The 15,872-nt window shown below is 44.7% G+C and carries 15 protein-coding genes; 5 read left to right on the forward strand and 10 right to left on the reverse strand.

The window, feature by feature from the left end; all coding sequences use genetic code 11:
- Positions 1–118 precede the first annotated feature (118 nt).
- Both yciH and RJ47_RS00950 read right to left on the reverse strand, forming a co-directional pair.
- Positions 119–430 (reverse strand): stress response translation initiation inhibitor YciH, encoded by a 312-nt coding sequence (gene yciH, locus RJ47_RS00945; protein ID WP_005473195.1) that lies wholly within the window; start codon positions 428–430, stop codon positions 119–121.
- A 6-nt stretch (positions 431–436) separates the two neighbouring features.
- Positions 437–817, reverse strand: a complete 381-nt coding sequence (locus RJ47_RS00950) for a DUF3319 domain-containing protein (protein WP_038136881.1) — start codon at positions 815–817, stop codon at positions 437–439.
- 98 nt (positions 818–915) lie between these two features.
- Between RJ47_RS00950 and RJ47_RS00955 the strand changes: the two genes are divergently transcribed.
- Positions 916–1,875 (forward strand): tyrosine-type recombinase/integrase, encoded by a 960-nt coding sequence (locus tag RJ47_RS00955; protein WP_039480558.1) that lies wholly within the window; start codon positions 916–918, stop codon positions 1,873–1,875.
- On the opposite strand, the gene RJ47_RS00960 is transcribed toward RJ47_RS00955, so the two are convergent.
- Complete coding sequence (locus RJ47_RS00960; RefSeq protein WP_039480561.1) at positions 1,872–2,864, reverse strand: D-alanine--D-alanine ligase; 993 nt, start codon at positions 2,862–2,864, stop codon at positions 1,872–1,874. The genes RJ47_RS00955 and RJ47_RS00960 overlap by 4 nt on opposite strands.
- Positions 2,865–3,025: 161 nt before the next feature.
- Positions 3,026–3,583, reverse strand: coding sequence for an SPOR domain-containing protein (locus RJ47_RS00965; RefSeq protein ID WP_005473290.1), 558 nt, complete (start codon positions 3,581–3,583; stop codon positions 3,026–3,028).
- A gap of 217 nt (positions 3,584–3,800) precedes the next feature.
- Between RJ47_RS00965 and RJ47_RS00970 the strand changes: the two genes are divergently transcribed.
- Complete coding sequence (locus RJ47_RS00970; protein ID WP_039480563.1) at positions 3,801–6,482, forward strand: bifunctional acetate--CoA ligase family protein/GNAT family N-acetyltransferase; 2,682 nt, start codon at positions 3,801–3,803, stop codon at positions 6,480–6,482.
- A gap of 32 nt (positions 6,483–6,514) precedes the next feature.
- On the opposite strand, the gene RJ47_RS00975 is transcribed toward RJ47_RS00970, so the two are convergent.
- Positions 6,515–7,411 carry a LysR family transcriptional regulator gene (locus RJ47_RS00975; RefSeq protein ID WP_039480566.1) on the reverse strand — a complete coding sequence of 299 codons (897 nt, stop codon included), beginning with the start codon at positions 7,409–7,411 and terminating at the stop codon, positions 6,515–6,517.
- A 259-nt stretch (positions 7,412–7,670) separates the two neighbouring features.
- Between RJ47_RS00975 and RJ47_RS00980 the strand changes: the two genes are divergently transcribed.
- Entirely contained in the window at positions 7,671–9,854 is a 2,184-nt protein-coding gene (locus tag RJ47_RS00980; RefSeq protein WP_039480569.1) for a TonB-dependent hemoglobin/transferrin/lactoferrin family receptor, read from the forward strand.
- Positions 9,855–10,274: 420 nt separating this feature from the next.
- Here RJ47_RS00980 and RJ47_RS00985 read toward each other — a convergent pair whose 3' ends face one another.
- The 4 genes from RJ47_RS00985 to RJ47_RS01000 all read right to left on the reverse strand — a co-directional run bounded on the left by RJ47_RS00985 (position 10,275) and on the right by RJ47_RS01000 (position 12,998).
- Entirely contained in the window at positions 10,275–10,526 is a 252-nt protein-coding gene (locus tag RJ47_RS00985; RefSeq protein WP_038136866.1) for a hypothetical protein, read from the reverse strand.
- The gene (locus RJ47_RS00990; RefSeq protein WP_039480571.1) at positions 10,513–12,234 is read right to left on the reverse strand and encodes an SgrR family transcriptional regulator; all 1,722 of its coding nucleotides are present in this window, start codon (positions 12,232–12,234) and stop codon (positions 10,513–10,515) included. Before RJ47_RS00990 ends, RJ47_RS00985 begins: the two co-directional genes overlap by 14 nt.
- A gap of 76 nt (positions 12,235–12,310) precedes the next feature.
- Entirely contained in the window at positions 12,311–12,544 is a 234-nt protein-coding gene (locus RJ47_RS00995) for a DUF3389 domain-containing protein (RefSeq protein ID WP_039480574.1), read from the reverse strand.
- On the reverse strand, positions 12,534–12,998 hold the full coding sequence (locus tag RJ47_RS01000; RefSeq protein WP_039480577.1) for a hotdog fold thioesterase: 465 nt from the start codon (positions 12,996–12,998) through the stop codon (positions 12,534–12,536). Before RJ47_RS01000 ends, RJ47_RS00995 begins: the two co-directional genes overlap by 11 nt.
- A gap of 82 nt (positions 12,999–13,080) precedes the next feature.
- On the opposite strand from RJ47_RS01000, the gene RJ47_RS01005 reads away from it, so the two are divergent.
- Entirely contained in the window at positions 13,081–13,872 is a 792-nt protein-coding gene (locus RJ47_RS01005) for a M48 family metallopeptidase (protein WP_039480580.1), read from the forward strand.
- A 27-nt stretch (positions 13,873–13,899) separates the two neighbouring features.
- On the opposite strand, the gene RJ47_RS01010 is transcribed toward RJ47_RS01005, so the two are convergent.
- On the reverse strand, positions 13,900–14,979 hold the full coding sequence (locus tag RJ47_RS01010) for a site-2 protease family protein (protein WP_039480582.1): 1,080 nt from the start codon (positions 14,977–14,979) through the stop codon (positions 13,900–13,902).
- 263 nt (positions 14,980–15,242) lie between these two features.
- Here RJ47_RS01010 and RJ47_RS01015 point away from each other — a divergent pair, with 263 nt between their 5' ends.
- A complete protein-coding gene (locus tag RJ47_RS01015; protein WP_038136847.1) occupies positions 15,243–15,800 on the forward strand; it encodes a PhnA domain-containing protein in 558 nt (185 codons plus the stop codon).
- The last annotated feature ends 72 nt before the right edge of the window (positions 15,801–15,872 follow it).

Here is a 15,872-nt window from a genome sequence, read left to right on the forward strand (position 1 = left end):
AGAGCACCGTGGTGCCCTACAATATCTTCGCTTATAGTATACAATTAAACATAATCGGATTTACCATAAAATACCTAATAATCAGTTTGATAATCAGAGATTAACAAACTTCTATTAGTTAGCCTCCGGCTAGTTTTACCGTTAAGCCTTTTTTCTCGAGATGAGCTTTGATCTTGTCTCGAGCATCGCCTTGAATTTCGATTGTGCCATCTTTGACAGAACCGCCACAGCCACATACTTTCTTAAGCTCTGCAGCCATTAGCTTTAAAGGCGCATCGTCAAGGTCTAACCCAGTGATGATACAAACACCTTTTCCTTTACGTCCTTTGGTTTGACGTTGAATGCGGACAATGCCATCACCTTTTGGTCGTTGTACTTTTTCTTCTTCAGGCTTTATACGACCTACGTCTGTCGAATATACAAGTGTCATAAACAATTACTTCTTCTGTTGTTGTTCCGCTTTTTGCTTAGCCAACAAGTATGCCTCTATATGCTTCTGAATAGCAAGTTTGCCACCTTTAATCAGGCGTCCATTGAAGAAACAATACCAACCATTCACTTCACCTGTATCGTTCTTGAGGGTGTATCCGTTGAAATTCTCTTGAGTCGCTTTCCCTTCGGATTGCCCTTTACTCGAAGCGAGGGAGCTAAACTCTTTTGGATCAATTATCGTTGCGGTATCACAAAACCAATCAATGCTTTTTTTTACCGCTGCCATACTTCCAGACAGCACGTGTTTTTTAATCTGAACTTGCCAGATCTCTGTCGAGCTTCCAGCCGTTTTCAGGGTAAACCCTCGATATGTTGCAGCAGCCATAATCATCATTTTGTTGTAATTAGTTAGTTTAATAATAATTGTATATCTTTCATTATCAAGTATATTTATCTCATTCTTCTTGGTTATAGTGCTCTATCTTGAAAAAAAATATACGCCTTGTCGATTGTGAAACCGAAAAAAAACAATTGATTGACCAATTTATAAACCCTGTTGATATCGAGCTAGTTGATTACCTAACTGACCGTAAGTACGCGCGTAATTCTCTTCTTGCCATGACGAAAGATTGGAATCTGTTTGTTCAGTTCTGTCAATTGAAGCATGTGTCTCCTTTACCGGCATCTGCTACAGCATTACGTTTGTTTATAGAGCGCGAGTCCAAGCAGCGAAAATATGCGACTATAAAACGTTACGTTATCACAATTGGTTTATTTCATCGGATTCTTCGTCTACCTGACCCTTCAGCAACAACTGCAGTAAAAGTGGCTGTATCAAAGCTTCGTCTCGACAAGCACGGAGACGCCAAACCGACTCAGGCTTTTGAAGAGGAGCATCTACACGAATTATCAGAACGCTTATCACATTCAGATCACCCAAGAGACATCCGCAATTTAGCGTTGTATTTTGTTATGTTCCACTGTTTGGCAAAACGCGGTGAGTTACGTGATATGACTGTTGATCAAGTTGTAGAAACGAGCGCTGGGAATCTATCCGTCGTTATCAAAGAGAACCGCTACCCGCTGGACGAGTTAGGCAGTGAACTGCTAAGAAAATGGCTTTCTATTCGTAGCTCATCTTCCCGATGGCTTTTCTCCTCTATCGATAAACACGGCAACATTGGCGCAGACAAGCTTAATGACTCATCTATCTATCGTATCGTTCGGGGAGCAAGTGATTTACTGGGATTGAGTGTGCAGTTCTCAGGTCAATCACTACGTGTTGGTGCCGCCAAACAGTTGGCTAAAGAAGGAATGAAAGTAAAAGATATTCAGCGCGTTGGCCGATGGATGAGCGCCGCGATGCCCTATCATTACCTCGGCAATAGGTCTCTCGCGGACGCTGAAAGAATGGTGTTTAAAACGTTTAAGCCGATCTCTTAAAGAGAGCTTTTAACGCAATCAGCCAAGAATTCACTAAAGCTATGTCCATTGTGCTCTAGCATTTTAGGGAACATAGAAATTGGAGTCATACCTGGGAACGTGTTTACTTCGTTGAGGTAGATCTCCCCTTCTGGAGTCAAGAAAAAATCAATGCGAGAAAGATGACGAAGTCGCATCTGGGTGAAAACTTTCAGCGAGTTCACTCGGATCGTTTCTAGCTGTTGTTCGGTGAGATTTTCAGCTTCAACATCGGTGGTTGAATGACTTGATGCGCTGTACTTCTCTTCATAGCTATAAAACGCGTCTTCTGGTGCTTTGATCTCACCTGGCTTTGACACGTAAAGCTGACCTTGATACTCATAGGCCGCGACTTCTAACTCGCGTGGCTTAACGGCTTTTTCTACCAAGACTTGATCTGAATAACCAAATGCGTCGTTGAGTGACTGCTTTAACTGACTTTCATCATTAACTTTGTAGCAACCAACTGATGATCCTTGTCTTGCTGCTTTAACAAAGATGGTTCCCCATTTCGCCAAGGCTTCTTTGGTTTGCGCGTAAGCAATATCATCGTTCTTTGAAAGGAACAAATACGGGGTATTCGGAATACCCAAGGCATCGTACCAAAGCTTCGAGGTGATCTTGTTAAAACTGTTTGTACTCGCTTCCGGTCCACATCCTAAGTATGGAATACCAGAAAGCTCAAGCATTGATTGTATGTCTCCAGTTTCGCCCGGATAACCATGAATACAAGGAACAACAAAATCCAATTTGATTGTACTCTCATCAGTGTTGAGCGTGCCGGCGTTTGTATCGAGGTATGCCAATGCACCACCATCTGTGTACCAGCCATCTGGTTTCATTTCGACACGAACTACATTGAACTCTGGGGTTTTCTGCAGTTGAGATTGAATGAAGTTAGCCGATAGAATTGAGACTTCGTGCTCCGAAGAGCCGCCGCCACATAAAAGAAGAATTGTCGTATGAGTCATTAATAGATCTTTCCGTGATACAACAGAGGTATTGGTCTCTCTATGATAATGAAAATCGACTTAAGTTACACGGGAATAAACGCCCCCATAACGTGTCAGGCAAATGAGTGACCAAAAATTAGGCATCAAAAAGGGGCTAGACGCCCATTTCGATTATTTGATTAGTTTAACTTGTTCAATGTTGGGTATTCAGAATTCTTGATCGCATCGATACTTTTCACGAACGGTTTAAGATTTTGAAACTCCTCAGGCAAGCTCGCTATGGCTTCTTTAGCGTCCATACGCGTTGCGTAATCGCCGTATAAAACGGTATACCACTTGGTGCCATTGACCATTTTGTAGTTTTCCCAAATTGGCTGCTCACCGCGTGGAAGTTTACGCGCAAATTGATCAACTTTGGTTTGCGATCCAACGGCAACAACCTGAATGGTGAAACCATAACGTGAGTTCATTGCTTTCTGTTTGGCACTTGGAGGAGTAATTGCTACCGCTGGCTTTGATTTAGGCTGTTCTACAACCGGTGCCATTTTCACCACGTTTGGCTCTACGTTCTTCTCAGTCACCCCTTCGGTCATTTCCTGCTGAGACACAACGGGCTTTTCAACCTTCGCTGTTTTGTAGTCTTCACGGTAACTTTCTGAACTCACATCTGTAACGTAATCGCTCGAGACACATGCACTCAGTAGTACGGATAAACCAACAATCGCAATTTTTTTCATGGAATTTTCAAATGCCTTAAATAGAAATTACTGTAAATCATGCCGTTAGAGTGACTTAGAATCAACCCAACATTTTAATTATATAACAATACTCTGTGACGCAAGGCACAATCTCAACCAGAGCCACAGTGATCTGATTAAAACAACGTCAAATCAGTTGCGCAAAACGTCTTCAGCTTGGTTACGATTTGTCTATCGTCTTGGTTGGAGCCCTTCTATGAGCCAGTTAACTCACCTACTCAAGCCTAAATCTGTCGCCGTAATTGGTGCATCCAGCAAACCAATGCGAGCAGGAAACATCATTTTGAAAAACCTTCTCCAAGGTGGATTCGAAGGGGCAATAATGCCAGTTACTCCGCGCTACTCTTCTGTCTGTGGCGTGTTAGCTTATCGCTCTATTGATGAATTGCCTGTCGTGCCAGATGTCGCTATCGTCTGCACCAACGCTTCTCGAAATATCGCTATTTTTCGTCAGCTTGCGGAAAAGCAAGTCAAAAGTGTGATTGTCCTGTCGGCCGATATGCATTTAGCAGACGAAGAAGGTGGCAGTATCCAAAGTACATGTTTAGAGATTGCCAAAGCAGCAAATATGCGAATGCTCGGGCCAAACAGCCTTGGACTTGTGCTTCCATGGATAAACTTCAACGCTTCCTTTTCACCCGTTACAGCACAAAAAGGAAAGATTGCCTTCATTTCGCAATCTGCGGCTATGTGCACCACTATTTTGGATTGGGCGAATGATAAAGACATTGGCTTTTCGGCGTTTGTCTCTTTGGGCAATGCATTAGATGTCGACTTTGCCGATTTGCTTGATTATTTAAGTCGGGACTCGCAAACCGAAGCGATCTTGCTGTATATCGACACAATTAAAGATGCAAGACGGTTTATGTCTGCTGCCCGAGCAGCGTCGCGCAACAAAAGAATCTTGGTCCTCAAAGGTGGTCGTACAGCCGCGGGGCGAAAAGCGGCAAAAGCCCATACTGGCGGTGGCGATACGCTCGATATCATTTACGACTCAGCCATTCGCAGAACCGGGATGCTACGCGTTAACAACTCTCATGAACTCTTTGCTGCGGTTGAGACTCTCACCCATTCCGTTCCGTTAAGGGGTGAGCGGCTTGCGATTATCACCAATGGTGGTGGACCGGCGATCATGGCGGTAGACACGTTACTCGAGCGCGGTGGTAAACTCGCCGAGCTCTCTTCGCAAACGATAGAGTCCCTGAGTGCTTTTTTGCCACCGAGTTGGAGCCATAGCAATCCCGTCGACATGGTGGGAGATGCCGACCACCACCGCTACATCCAAACTCTGAACGCTGTGATGGATGCCGACTGCGCTGACGCCATCTTGATTATGCACAGTCCTTCGGCGGTCGCGCACTCAGAGCAAACAGCACGGGCGATTGTTGAAGCAGTTAAAAAACACCCTCGCCACAAACGTTTCAACATTTTGACCAACTGGTCAGGCGAATTAACGGCAAAGCCCGCGCGACATATTTTTACTCAAGCCGGTTTTCCGACCTATCGGACTCCTGAGAGTGCAGTCGTTGCATTTATGCACCTCGTCGAGTACAGGCGAAACCAAAAGCAACTAATGGAAACGCCAACAACGGCGGAGCCAGTGCACATTTCAGAACTCAATGAAGCGAAAAAATGGATAGACGAGAAGCTACTGGATAAAAAAACAGTATCCCTTGATACCCATCAAATTGGCCCATTTTTGAAGCATTTTAACTTTAATGTGTTGCCCACTTGGATCGCATCGGACACGAGTGAAGCGGTGCATGTTGCCGAACAGATTGGTTACCCAGTTGCAGTAAAACTTCGCTCTCCAGATATCGCGCACAAGTCCGACATACAAGGCGTAATGCTCAATTTACGAAACAGTGTTGAAGTCGGCACTGCGGCTGAAGCAATACTCGATCGAGCAAAGCTCTCCTACCCGTCTGCTCACATTCATGGCCTTTTGGTTCAGGGGATGGCTAAGCTAGCTGGCGGCGAAGAAATAAGAATTAAGGTCAAAACCGACGATACTTTTGGACCTGTCATATTGATCGGACAAGGCGGCTCAGAATGGGATGAGTCCATCGACGCAGCCTCAGCATTGCCGCCGCTCAACATGACGCTCGCACGCTATCTGATCGTTAGAGCAATCAAAAATGGCAAGATCCGCCCGCAAAAATTACCTGAACCGATGAACATACAAGGTCTATCTGAACTCTTGGTTCGCATATCGCAGATGGTAGTTGACTGCCCTCAAGTACATGAGCTGGATATCCATCCAGTACTTGCAAATGGAAGTACATTTACCATTCTCGATGCAGACTTGGTCCTGAAGCAATATGACGGCGATGCTCAGCAACGCTTGGCCATTCGACCTTATCCAGTTGAGTATGAGGAAATTGTCCCGCTGAAAACAGGAGAAGAAGTTCTTCTTCGCCCTATTCTTCCTGAAGATGAGCCTGATCATGCCACCTTCATCAGTAGAGTTTCGAAAGAAGATTTATACAAACGCTTTTTTACCGACGTTGGAGAATTCAATCACGAAGCGTTAGCAAACTTTACTCAAATCGATTACGACCGCGAAATGGCTTTTGTTGCAGTACGACAAACCGATACTGAGTTGCAAATCATCGGCGTCTCTCGTGCTTTGATCAACCCAGATAACACAGACGCAGAATTCGCGATATTGATTCGCTCAGATTTGAAAGGTGTCGGACTAGGGAAAATATTGATGCAAAAGATTATCGATTACTGCCGACACAAAGGTACAAAGCAAATTTCGGGGATGACGATGCCAACCAACCGAGGCATGTTGATGCTCGCGCAGAAAATGGGCTTTAAGCTCGACATTCAGTTTGAAGATGGAACCGCCGATATGGTGCTTCCTCTCAACTAACATAGGAAAGGGAGTATTTAACTCCCTTTCCACTAGATAACCGCGTTGGCTTTAAACGTCTTCTTTAGATACTGAATACACCAAGATTTAGCCTCACCGATCTTATTGCGCTTCCAAGCAAGAATAATTTCAATAGGCTGAGCGTCTGTCCCTTCTATTTGTTTAAGCTTGCCTTGTTCAATTAACGCCAGTGCTCTCTGTTTCGGTAACGTCCCTATTCCTAAACCGTTTTGCAGAGCGGAGACTTTGGCTGCAAAATTGGTGACTGTTAAACGTGGCTGTTTTTGAATCACGTTGATACTGATAGGCGGTTGTTCGCGTGCGGTGTCTGCAATGGCAATCACACGGTATTTTTCCCGTGCTTTATCATCAAATGCGCCGGCTCGTTTATGCACGTAGTGATCAGGGGCCGCGACCCAGATCATTTCCATCGCCCCAATCACCTCCGCCTTAACGTCATGTGGTAGCGTTTCGAGTTTTGGACAAATCAATAAATCTGCACGACCATCAGCGAGCGATTCCCAGCATCCAGCCAAGATCTCTTCTTGTAGCTTTACTCGCGTCGAGCTTACCTGACTAAGTGAATCAACCATCGAGAAAAAGTTCTCGATCGGGATAATTCCGTCAAACGCCAGAGTAATATCAAGCTCCCAGCCATTAGCTAAAACACTTGCATCATTCACCAACTTTTGTGTGGCGGCCAGTATCGTTCTACCTGTTTGTAAAATAAGTTGGCCCGCTTCGGTAAAATTCGCTTTGTGCCCAGAGCGGTCGAAGATCATGATGTCTAGGTCTTGTTCTAACTTTTGTATTTGATAGCTCAACGAGGAAGGCGCTCTATCAAGCTCATTGGCTGCGGCTGCGAAGCTACCTCGCCTGTCGATAGCATCAAGAATATGAAGCGCTTCTAACGTGATTGGACTTTGCACAATTTATAATTCCTTCATTAAAACACTTGAACAAATGTGACTAATATCACATTAACGATAGATTGTTATTTCTAGTTAAACTTAGCTATCCTTACCTATCTTATTGTAATTTATTACAATTATCTTTGAGGTAAGTAAACTTGTACAAAGTACGACCCAACCAACAACAATGAGAACGATAGTAATTATCATTTAGATCCAATAAAATTCACGCCGTTCAACGCCAACCGTAAATCAAGGATTTAAAGGTAATAACGAAATGTATAAGCGATCTTTACTGTCTGCGTCAATTATTGTCGCTCTCACAGCATCTGTGCACGCTGAAGAATACTCAGTATTCGATGAAGTTGTAGTTTCTGCGACTAAGACTGAACAAAACAAAACAGACGTATCGAGTTCAATTGAAACCGTCTCTGCTGAAGATATTAATAAGTCTCTATCGACAGACTTAAAGCAAGCACTCGATAAAACACCGGGTGTCACCGTAACAACGGAAGGCCGCTTTGGTATTTCTGGGTTTACCATCCGAGGTATGGGCGGCGATCGCATTAAAGTAGTCGTTGATGGCGTACAGCAAGTCACCCCATTTAACCCAGGTGGTGGTGCCACTCAAGCCATCTACCCTAACGCGATTGAAGTCGATACACTTCAGTCTATTGAGATCAATAAGGGGGCTTCGTCTACCCTATACGGGTCAAACGCGTTAGGCGGTGTTGTTGTAGTCAATACAAAGAACCCTGATGATTTTCTGATCACAGACGAGAACGAATCGCGCTTTGGCATCAAGTCGAGCTACTCTTCAAAAGACAGCCAATTCAAGAACACACTGACCTACGCACTGCGAAAGGATGACGTCGAGGCGATCCTAATCGGCACCTATGCGCAAGGAAATGAAACCCAAACCTATGGTGATGGCGAAGACATCGAAGGCGGAATGCGTGGAATTGCAAACCCAGCCGACAAAGACATGAACAATGTTTTGGGTAAAGTTTTTTACACCATCAACGATGAACACAAGGTTGGTTTTGTCTTTGAACGAAATGAACAAAACTACCACGAGGACTCAAAGAGCGATAACTACACCATGACAAGAAACATGGGTGCTGGTCCTGCTCCTATCATTACGTACGATAACGCGGAAACTAATGATGAGTCGCTTCGTACACGCTATGGAGTGAACTACGAGCTAACCAAAGTGACCCCTGTTTTCGATTCCCTTCGTCTTGAGCTCAACTACCAGACTACAGAAACGATCAACGAAAACTATGCAGATGTTATCGACCATATGGGCTTTATTGGCTATAACGGCGGACGAACTCGAGTTCGCAATGCCCTTGATAAAACCGTACAGTTCGATGCACAATTTGGCAAAATCCTAAACTTAAGCTCTTCAGAGCATGAATTGACTTATGGCATGAACGTCGTCAATACCCACTTCAGTTTGGATAACCGCGATGTGTTCCACGGAAATGGCACATCTAAACCAGGCTCAACAACGATTCCTGATGCAAAAATGACGCAATGGGGTGTCTTTGCTCAAGATAACATTTTCCTTCTGGAAGACCGTCTAGTTGCAAACCTTGGCCTGCGTTATGACGACTACAAAGCAGACCCGTCAACCGATGAAGGTTTTGATACTGAACACGAAGAAAACAGCAACAACGCCCTAACGGGTAAACTGGGCGCCGTGTTCCATTTCAACGATAAACTCAGCACCTTCGCACAAATGAGCCAAGGCTTCAAAGCACCTACTGTCAAGCAACTTTACTATGAGTACTCAAGCGGCGCAGACTTTACGCCAAACTCATCGTTGGAAGCTGAAAAAAGTACCTCCTACGAGCTAGGGTTGCGTGGTCAAAACGACTTGGCAAAGTTTGAGCTTGTTGGATTCTTCAACAAATACAAAGACTTTATTGCGCATGAAGATCTACCAGAAAAGCGTCCTGGTTATGAGCATTTTACGCTGACCAACTTGGATAAAGTTGAAATCAAAGGCGTCGAGTTTAGCAATGAAATCTTACTCGATAAGATGTTTGATGCGCCGACAGGCATGTACTCATTGTTCAACATTGCCTATGCCGAAGGCGAGGATAAGCGCACGGGTGAGTCATTAGATTCCGTTGCCCCGCTCACTTCTGTCGTTGGTTTAGGTTACGACAATGAAACGTACAATTTTGGTGGTTTAGCGACGCTAAAAATGGTTGCGCGTAAGACAGAGTGGTCAAGTGAAGACAATATCGATGCTCCGGGCTACAGCGTATTTGATGTTACAGCGTACTATTCACCAATCAACGATCTAACATTGAGAGCCGGTCTATTTAACGCGTTTGATATCAAATACTACGAGTACAGCGATCTTACTGCTCAAGAAGAGAGTGATAACATTCAAAGACGCTCACAACCAGGTAGAAACTGGGGCATCAGCGTAGATTATCAATTCTAAACAGCATGAAACCCAAAGAAAAAGCCAGCTTATGCTGGCTTTTTTCGTCTCTTAGCGTCAAAAACAAAAAAGCCCTCAAAACTGAGAGCTTTTATTATTCATTCGTAAAAAGGAATTAAAAAATGTAACGAATGAAGGCTTATTTTGAGCTTGTCATCTCTTTCTTGACCATTACAGCTGATGCGACGATGAAAGTGATGATTAGAGCTAGCTCCATTGTGAACCCCTGTTAAATTGTTGGAAAAACCGAATCGAAACTGCGGATATTCTAACAGGTTTGAAAAACAATGATACACTTTAACGAGATTTTTACGTTTTTTATCGACTCACCTCTAAAACGACGCCCAATGACTCGTTTTCAACACTAATCACCACCCTTTATGGTTGATAAGTTGTTAAATATTTAATTCTTTTATTCTGCTATTTCATAGTGACTTTACCGCCTATCATCTTAAATGCAGGCGTTCCTCGGACGAGTGTATCGCGCGCAAATTCGATACCACATGAAGGGCAAATGCATGGCTGCTGGGTGTAGTCTTCGACAATGCGCTCTTTGAAACACTTGACCAGAGCGCCCTTGCCCCCTTTGCGGTATTTAAACAGCTGAGTTTTGCACTTGGAGCAATAGATACAGACTGTTTTAGACGGTTGTTTTTTATTAGGTTTCGCCATTACCCGTCTCGTCCTCGCTCAGTGATTCAGGTTTTATCCAAACTTGGCTAAAGTCAAACCAACCCAAGGCGTTACATTTTGCATTTTGCAGTGAGCCACATTGATCTTTGCTCACGCCTAACCAACAGTGAAACATTGGGATAATCTGCATTTTTTCGACTAAGGATTTTCCTAGCTCTCTGGCGGGGAAAGCAGCATTCTCTTTGGCTTGCCACTCTTCTACGACTTTAGTCCAATATTCAAAATCATCACTGCGGCTAAAAAGAGAAATATCGCTATAATTCAGCAGCCAACCCGCTAGTGCATCATCTCGATTGTTTGCGATACCCATTGGCTTCACCCAAATATCAATATCATCAATATCTGGTGCAAAAACACTGTATTTGACCAACTCAACATCCAAGTTATCTTGCTTGAGTATCATCTCTATACATTTAACTAGCGTGGGGAACATGGGATGTTCACCATGGTAAGCAATTTTTACTGTGTGGTAAGACGGAGGAGAGGTGTAATTACCTTGTCGTGTATGGTGATACCAACCAGGCTTTAAACCATGAGCAGGAAGCACACCCAGTTCGACGATTTTCTCCTGAGGCAACTGTTGATAAAGGTTTAACGCGCCTAACCTTTGGCTAAAGTAGTTCGCCCACTCACTCGATTTCGCCAAGCCTGTTTTTCGATTCAGAAGCAAGTAGGTACAACCGGGATCAAGTTCGACCTCTTCAGAGAACGTACCGGTTTCGGGCTTAATGGGGCCACTAAGACTGGGAAATACCATCGACGAGTGAACATCATCGATCACCCAAACTTCAATACTATCGAGTAGCGGTCGAAAGCCAAAATAGCCATCAAAGGCTTGTAGTACTAAACGCTTTTCATCGTTTTGCGTAACCTTGTAGGGGCCGGTCCCGATTGGGAAAACGTCATAATCGTCACTTTGCTCGCTACCCTGTAACAGAATTTTTGCGCAGGCTTCAGAAAGTAACAATGGCAGATGATAATCAGCTCGGCTTGTATGTATGTCTATAACGTAGCGGCTTGGCGAATCGATTTGGCGTAAATGGGAAAAAAGCTGCTTGTCTTGTAACGAGCAGAGAGATTCGAGTACCGCCTCCGTGGTGAGTAGATCACCATTGTGGAAACGAACACTTGGTCGCAGGTAAAATCGCCAGTGCGTTTCGCTCAGCATTTCCCAGGTGTGCGCTAAGTCTGGTTGAAGCTGATCGTTTTCATCAAGTCGAGTTAAGCCACTAAACACCTGTCTGATGATATGTTGTTCAGAACGACGAATCGGCTTGCGAGGGTTAAGCATCGACAGTTGACGATAATAGGGTAAGCGAACAACTTGTTGCCCTTCTTGATGTTGGACACCCAGATAGCTTTCGACAACTTGAGCCAATTTGGCGGTATCTTGGTCTAATACTTGGAGCGCTTGCCCGATCTTGCCCTCTTCGAGATAGCGTCTGGCTAGGTTTTCGCTAACATCTGCACGACTGCGCTTAAAAATAAGCTGAGAGAGCTTTCCTCGTCCAGGCGCAGGATGCCACTCGATCCAACCCTGCTCTTCCATTTTATTCAATACAATACGTGCATTGCGGCGGGTACAGAACAGAACATCGGTGATTTCATCGAGCTGAACACCACAATCTTGGCCATTGTAGTGTTCAAATAGGGTTTCAAACTGGACGCGAAGTCGAGGGCTACTCATAAAGGGGAAACTCACTTGTTTTTCTTTGTCACTAAGTTTCCCTATTTAGTGGAAAGAATCAAGCGTTTATGCAGCGCTATTGAATCTCAATGCCGATTTCATTCGCTATCGCTCTAAGCTGCTGCTCATCATCCAGTTTTATCGACCATTTCGTTTCACTGCCATTCGCGGCGATGACATTTGCACCGCGGCCAATCAGTTGCAGGGCATCGGTTTGCGCCTGAAGTATCACCATGTGTTCGCCCACTAGTTTCACCACAATCTCGTGCGGTGTGACTATCACTTTTCCGCTTTTAAAATCAATGACCATTCTGATTCGCCTTAATGGTTTGCTTGTCGTTTTTCTTTTTTTTGACGGCGATGGTCAATCGACTGGTACACACTAAGCGCTGTCTCTCATCAGTGATATTGATTTGCCATACTTGAGTCGAAACCCCAAGATGAATGGGTGTCGCACGACCAATCACCTGACCTGTGCGCATCGACCGTACGTGGTTTGCGTTGATATCAAGCCCAACGCAGTAGGCGTCGTCCTCAACGCAGAAGTTGGCTGCGACTGAGCCAAGCGTTTCGGCCAACACCACTGACGCGCCGCCGTGGAGCATGCCCAAAGGCTGGTGGGTAAAATGACAAACTGGCATAGTCGCTTCAATGTAATCATCACCCACTGCGCTATAAATAATATTTAAGTGATCTATCAAGGTATTTTTTGACGTCGCGTTTAAACGTTCTAGGTCGATTTTGCGTTTCCAGATAGTGCTCATGCTTATTTCCATTTATTTCTGTGCATGCGATTGTAACCTAATGTTATTATTTGCTGAATACAGTCGCTAAGTGGAGAATCCAATGCCCACTCTCAATAAGCTTTCATCTATTCTCATTGCTGTTACCTTGACGGCATGTACTGCATCTCCAACCGGAAGAAACCAAGTGTTGCTCTTCTCCGATTCCGACATGAGCTCACTTGGTGCACAGTCTTTTGAACAAATGAAGCAGCAACAGCCGATTAGCAAAGATGCTCGCGTGAATGCTTACGTGCAATGTGTTGCCAAAAGTGTCACTCAACATGTCCCGAAGCAAGCCAGTTTTAATGATTGGGAGGTCGTGGTATTTGATAGCGACCAAGTCAACGCGTTCGCGCTGCCGGGAGGTAAAATTGGTGTCTATACAGGGCTATTAAATGTTGCCAAAAATCAAGATCAACTGGCGACTGTGATCGGACATGAGATTGCCCACGTTTTGGCTGATCACAGTAATGAGCGTTTATCTCAATCACAATTGGCGAGCGCCGGACTGCAGATCACCAATGTTGCCTTAGGGTCCTCAGATTACGCCCAGTACCGAAACGTTACTATGGCAGCACTTGGGTTAGGCGTACAATATGGCGTGTTGCTCCCGTATGGCAGAAGCCAAGAATCAGAAGCTGACATTGTAGGTTTAGAGTTGATGGCGAACGCGGGTTTTGATCCTAACCAGAGTGTCAGTTTGTGGCAGAACATGGCAGCCGCGTCTGGGGGTAATCAACCACCTGAACTACTTTCTACTCACCCATCACACAAAACACGAATTCAAGATTTAAAGTCGACAATCGCACGTTTGCCAACAACGAATACTACTCGGCCAAACTGTGAGAAATAATAAAGGGAGCGCCATGCTCCCTTTCCATTACGTGCCAAGTATCAACAGTGGCAATTGCAGCAACTGATCGCCCGTGCCGGCGAAATACCAAATGATTCCAATCAGCCCGGCCACCAGCGCCAAATACCAAATTGCGGAAACTAACTGGCCGTAGCGATCGAGCGGTAACAGATGACTGTGATGTCGACCACGCCACTCCAAGACGATTTCAAGTGTCCCCATAATCAGCAAGAAGCCGAAAAGAGTCAGTCCCAAGCTGTAGCTGAGTACGACACCACCGAGAGCGGCCAATGTACAAAGCACAATACCCGCCAAGCTGTTCATCGAGAAACTGATGCTTTTGAGTACATGACCACCATCTAACGGCAAGATCGGCAGTAAATTGAATAGGTTCAAAAAGGCGTTAAACACCGCTAACCCCGCAAAGAACATCTCCCCTGTGATCCAGTAAGCAACCATCGATATTAACGAAAGAATAAAGCCAAACATCGGCCCCATAATTGAAATGACCACGTCTTGCCAACGAGTATTGATCTTCTCGTCGCTAAGCGCTAATCCTCCTAAAAAAGGAACAAGATAGATGCCTTTAGTTTTCATTCCGAAATACTTCATCGCCCGCACATGGCCATACTCGTGAAACACCAAACATGCGATCAATGCGAGAGCAAATTGAAACGAGAACAGCCATGAATAAGCGGCAAGACTTGCCGACGCGAGGACAACTTTGATGAGCTTAGCACTTTTGAGTGCTTTCATGCCCAATGAGATCAAGCCTATAAGACTGAATCGTCGTTCGGGTTTGGGTGGATTAAATGGAACCTGTCGCTCGATATCTTTGGTATCTCTTTGACCTTCGGCAACCATCTGGTCGTTCAATGTCGCCTTATATGACAAAACAAAAGGCTGCCACTGCAAATCCACTTCCAATTTGCACGTAAACTCTTGTTCCCCGCTTAACAAGGTGAACTGGTGAATGCTCTCATCTCGTTCTGAATCTGCATTTAACTGTGACACAACCTGATTATCCCAAAACAGCTGCTGCCAGCCTGCCATTGAGCCTTCCAGCCGTAGCGGCTTTCCAAGAAAATCGATAGAAAGTAGTTCCAACGCCTAACCTATTAAATTGCTATAACAACAAAGCGGATTATGCCTAGAACGACTAACAAGGTAAAGAAATGACTCGATTTGTGACATTGTCACTCAATATAGGTTATTGAAATAATTCCACATGTTTCATTTCTCATTACAAACGTAAGAGTTCTGTCAGTTTCCATAATTAAAACCTTTGCTTTACCGGATGCCCCTTTATTTTCTGCGGATAACGTGCATAATAGCCGCCCTTATCAACACCCAAACAATGTGAGTCTACTATGTCTTCTGAAGCTACTATGCTAGAACGCTGCCAATCTAAATGTGAACTTTGTGCTGCTGACGCGCCACTAACGGCATACGCGGTACCGCCACACAGCCACGTGACAGTAGATTACGGCATCATGGTGTGTGACAAGTGTCTAGGTGAGATTGATGATCCAAAAGACATCAACCACTGGCGTTGTCTAAATGACAGTATGTGGAGCCAAGTCCCTGCAGTTCAAGTTACGGCGTGGCGTCAATTGACTCGTCTTAATACTGAAAGCTGGGCGCAAGATGCACTCGACATGATGTACATGGAAGAAGAACAAATGAACTGGGCGATGCAAGGCATGTCGGCGGACGACAAACCGTTGGATTGCAACGGCGTTGAACTGAAAAAAGGTGACGACGTAACAGTGATCAAAGATCTTCCAGTGAAAGGCACAAACCAAGTCATCAAACAAGGTACCGTTATTCGCGGCATCAGCATCGGTGATGATCCAAAATTGGTATCGGGTAAAGCAAATGGTGGCCAGTCAATGTATGTTATCGCAGAGTACTGCCGTAAGAAATAACACATCTGCCCCAAAGCACATTGAAAAAGCGCTCATCTGAGCGCTTTTTCTTTATCGTTCCATTTTTTGGCT

Source organism: Vibrio sinaloensis (assembly GCF_000808535.1).
Lineage (GTDB): Bacteria > Pseudomonadota > Gammaproteobacteria > Enterobacterales > Vibrionaceae > Vibrio > Vibrio sinaloensis_D.

Coding starts and splice junctions, on each gene's coding strand:
- yciH (WP_005473195.1), bottom strand. CDS start 430: ATGACACTTGTATATTCGACAGACGTAGGTCGTATAAAGCCTGAAGAA.
- RJ47_RS00950 (WP_038136881.1), bottom strand. CDS start 817: ATGGCTGCTGCAACATATCGAGGGTTTACCCTGAAAACGGCTGGAAGC.
- RJ47_RS00960 (WP_039480561.1), bottom strand. CDS start 2,864: ATGACTCATACGACAATTCTTCTTTTATGTGGCGGCGGCTCTTCGGAG.
- RJ47_RS00965 (WP_005473290.1), bottom strand. CDS start 3,583: ATGAAAAAAATTGCGATTGTTGGTTTATCCGTACTACTGAGTGCATGT.
- RJ47_RS00970 (WP_039480563.1), top strand. CDS start 3,801: ATGAGCCAGTTAACTCACCTACTCAAGCCTAAATCTGTCGCCGTAATT.
- RJ47_RS00980 (WP_039480569.1), top strand. CDS start 7,671: ATGTATAAGCGATCTTTACTGTCTGCGTCAATTATTGTCGCTCTCACA.
- RJ47_RS00985 (WP_038136866.1), bottom strand. CDS start 10,526: ATGGCGAAACCTAATAAAAAACAACCGTCTAAAACAGTCTGTATCTAT.
- RJ47_RS00990 (WP_039480571.1), bottom strand. CDS start 12,234: ATGAGTAGCCCTCGACTTCGCGTCCAGTTTGAAACCCTATTTGAACAC.
- RJ47_RS00995 (WP_039480574.1), bottom strand. CDS start 12,544: ATGGTCATTGATTTTAAAAGCGGAAAAGTGATAGTCACACCGCACGAG.
- RJ47_RS01000 (WP_039480577.1), bottom strand. CDS start 12,998: ATGAGCACTATCTGGAAACGCAAAATCGACCTAGAACGTTTAAACGCG.
- RJ47_RS01005 (WP_039480580.1), top strand. CDS start 13,081: ATGCCCACTCTCAATAAGCTTTCATCTATTCTCATTGCTGTTACCTTG.
- RJ47_RS01015 (WP_038136847.1), top strand. CDS start 15,243: ATGTCTTCTGAAGCTACTATGCTAGAACGCTGCCAATCTAAATGTGAA.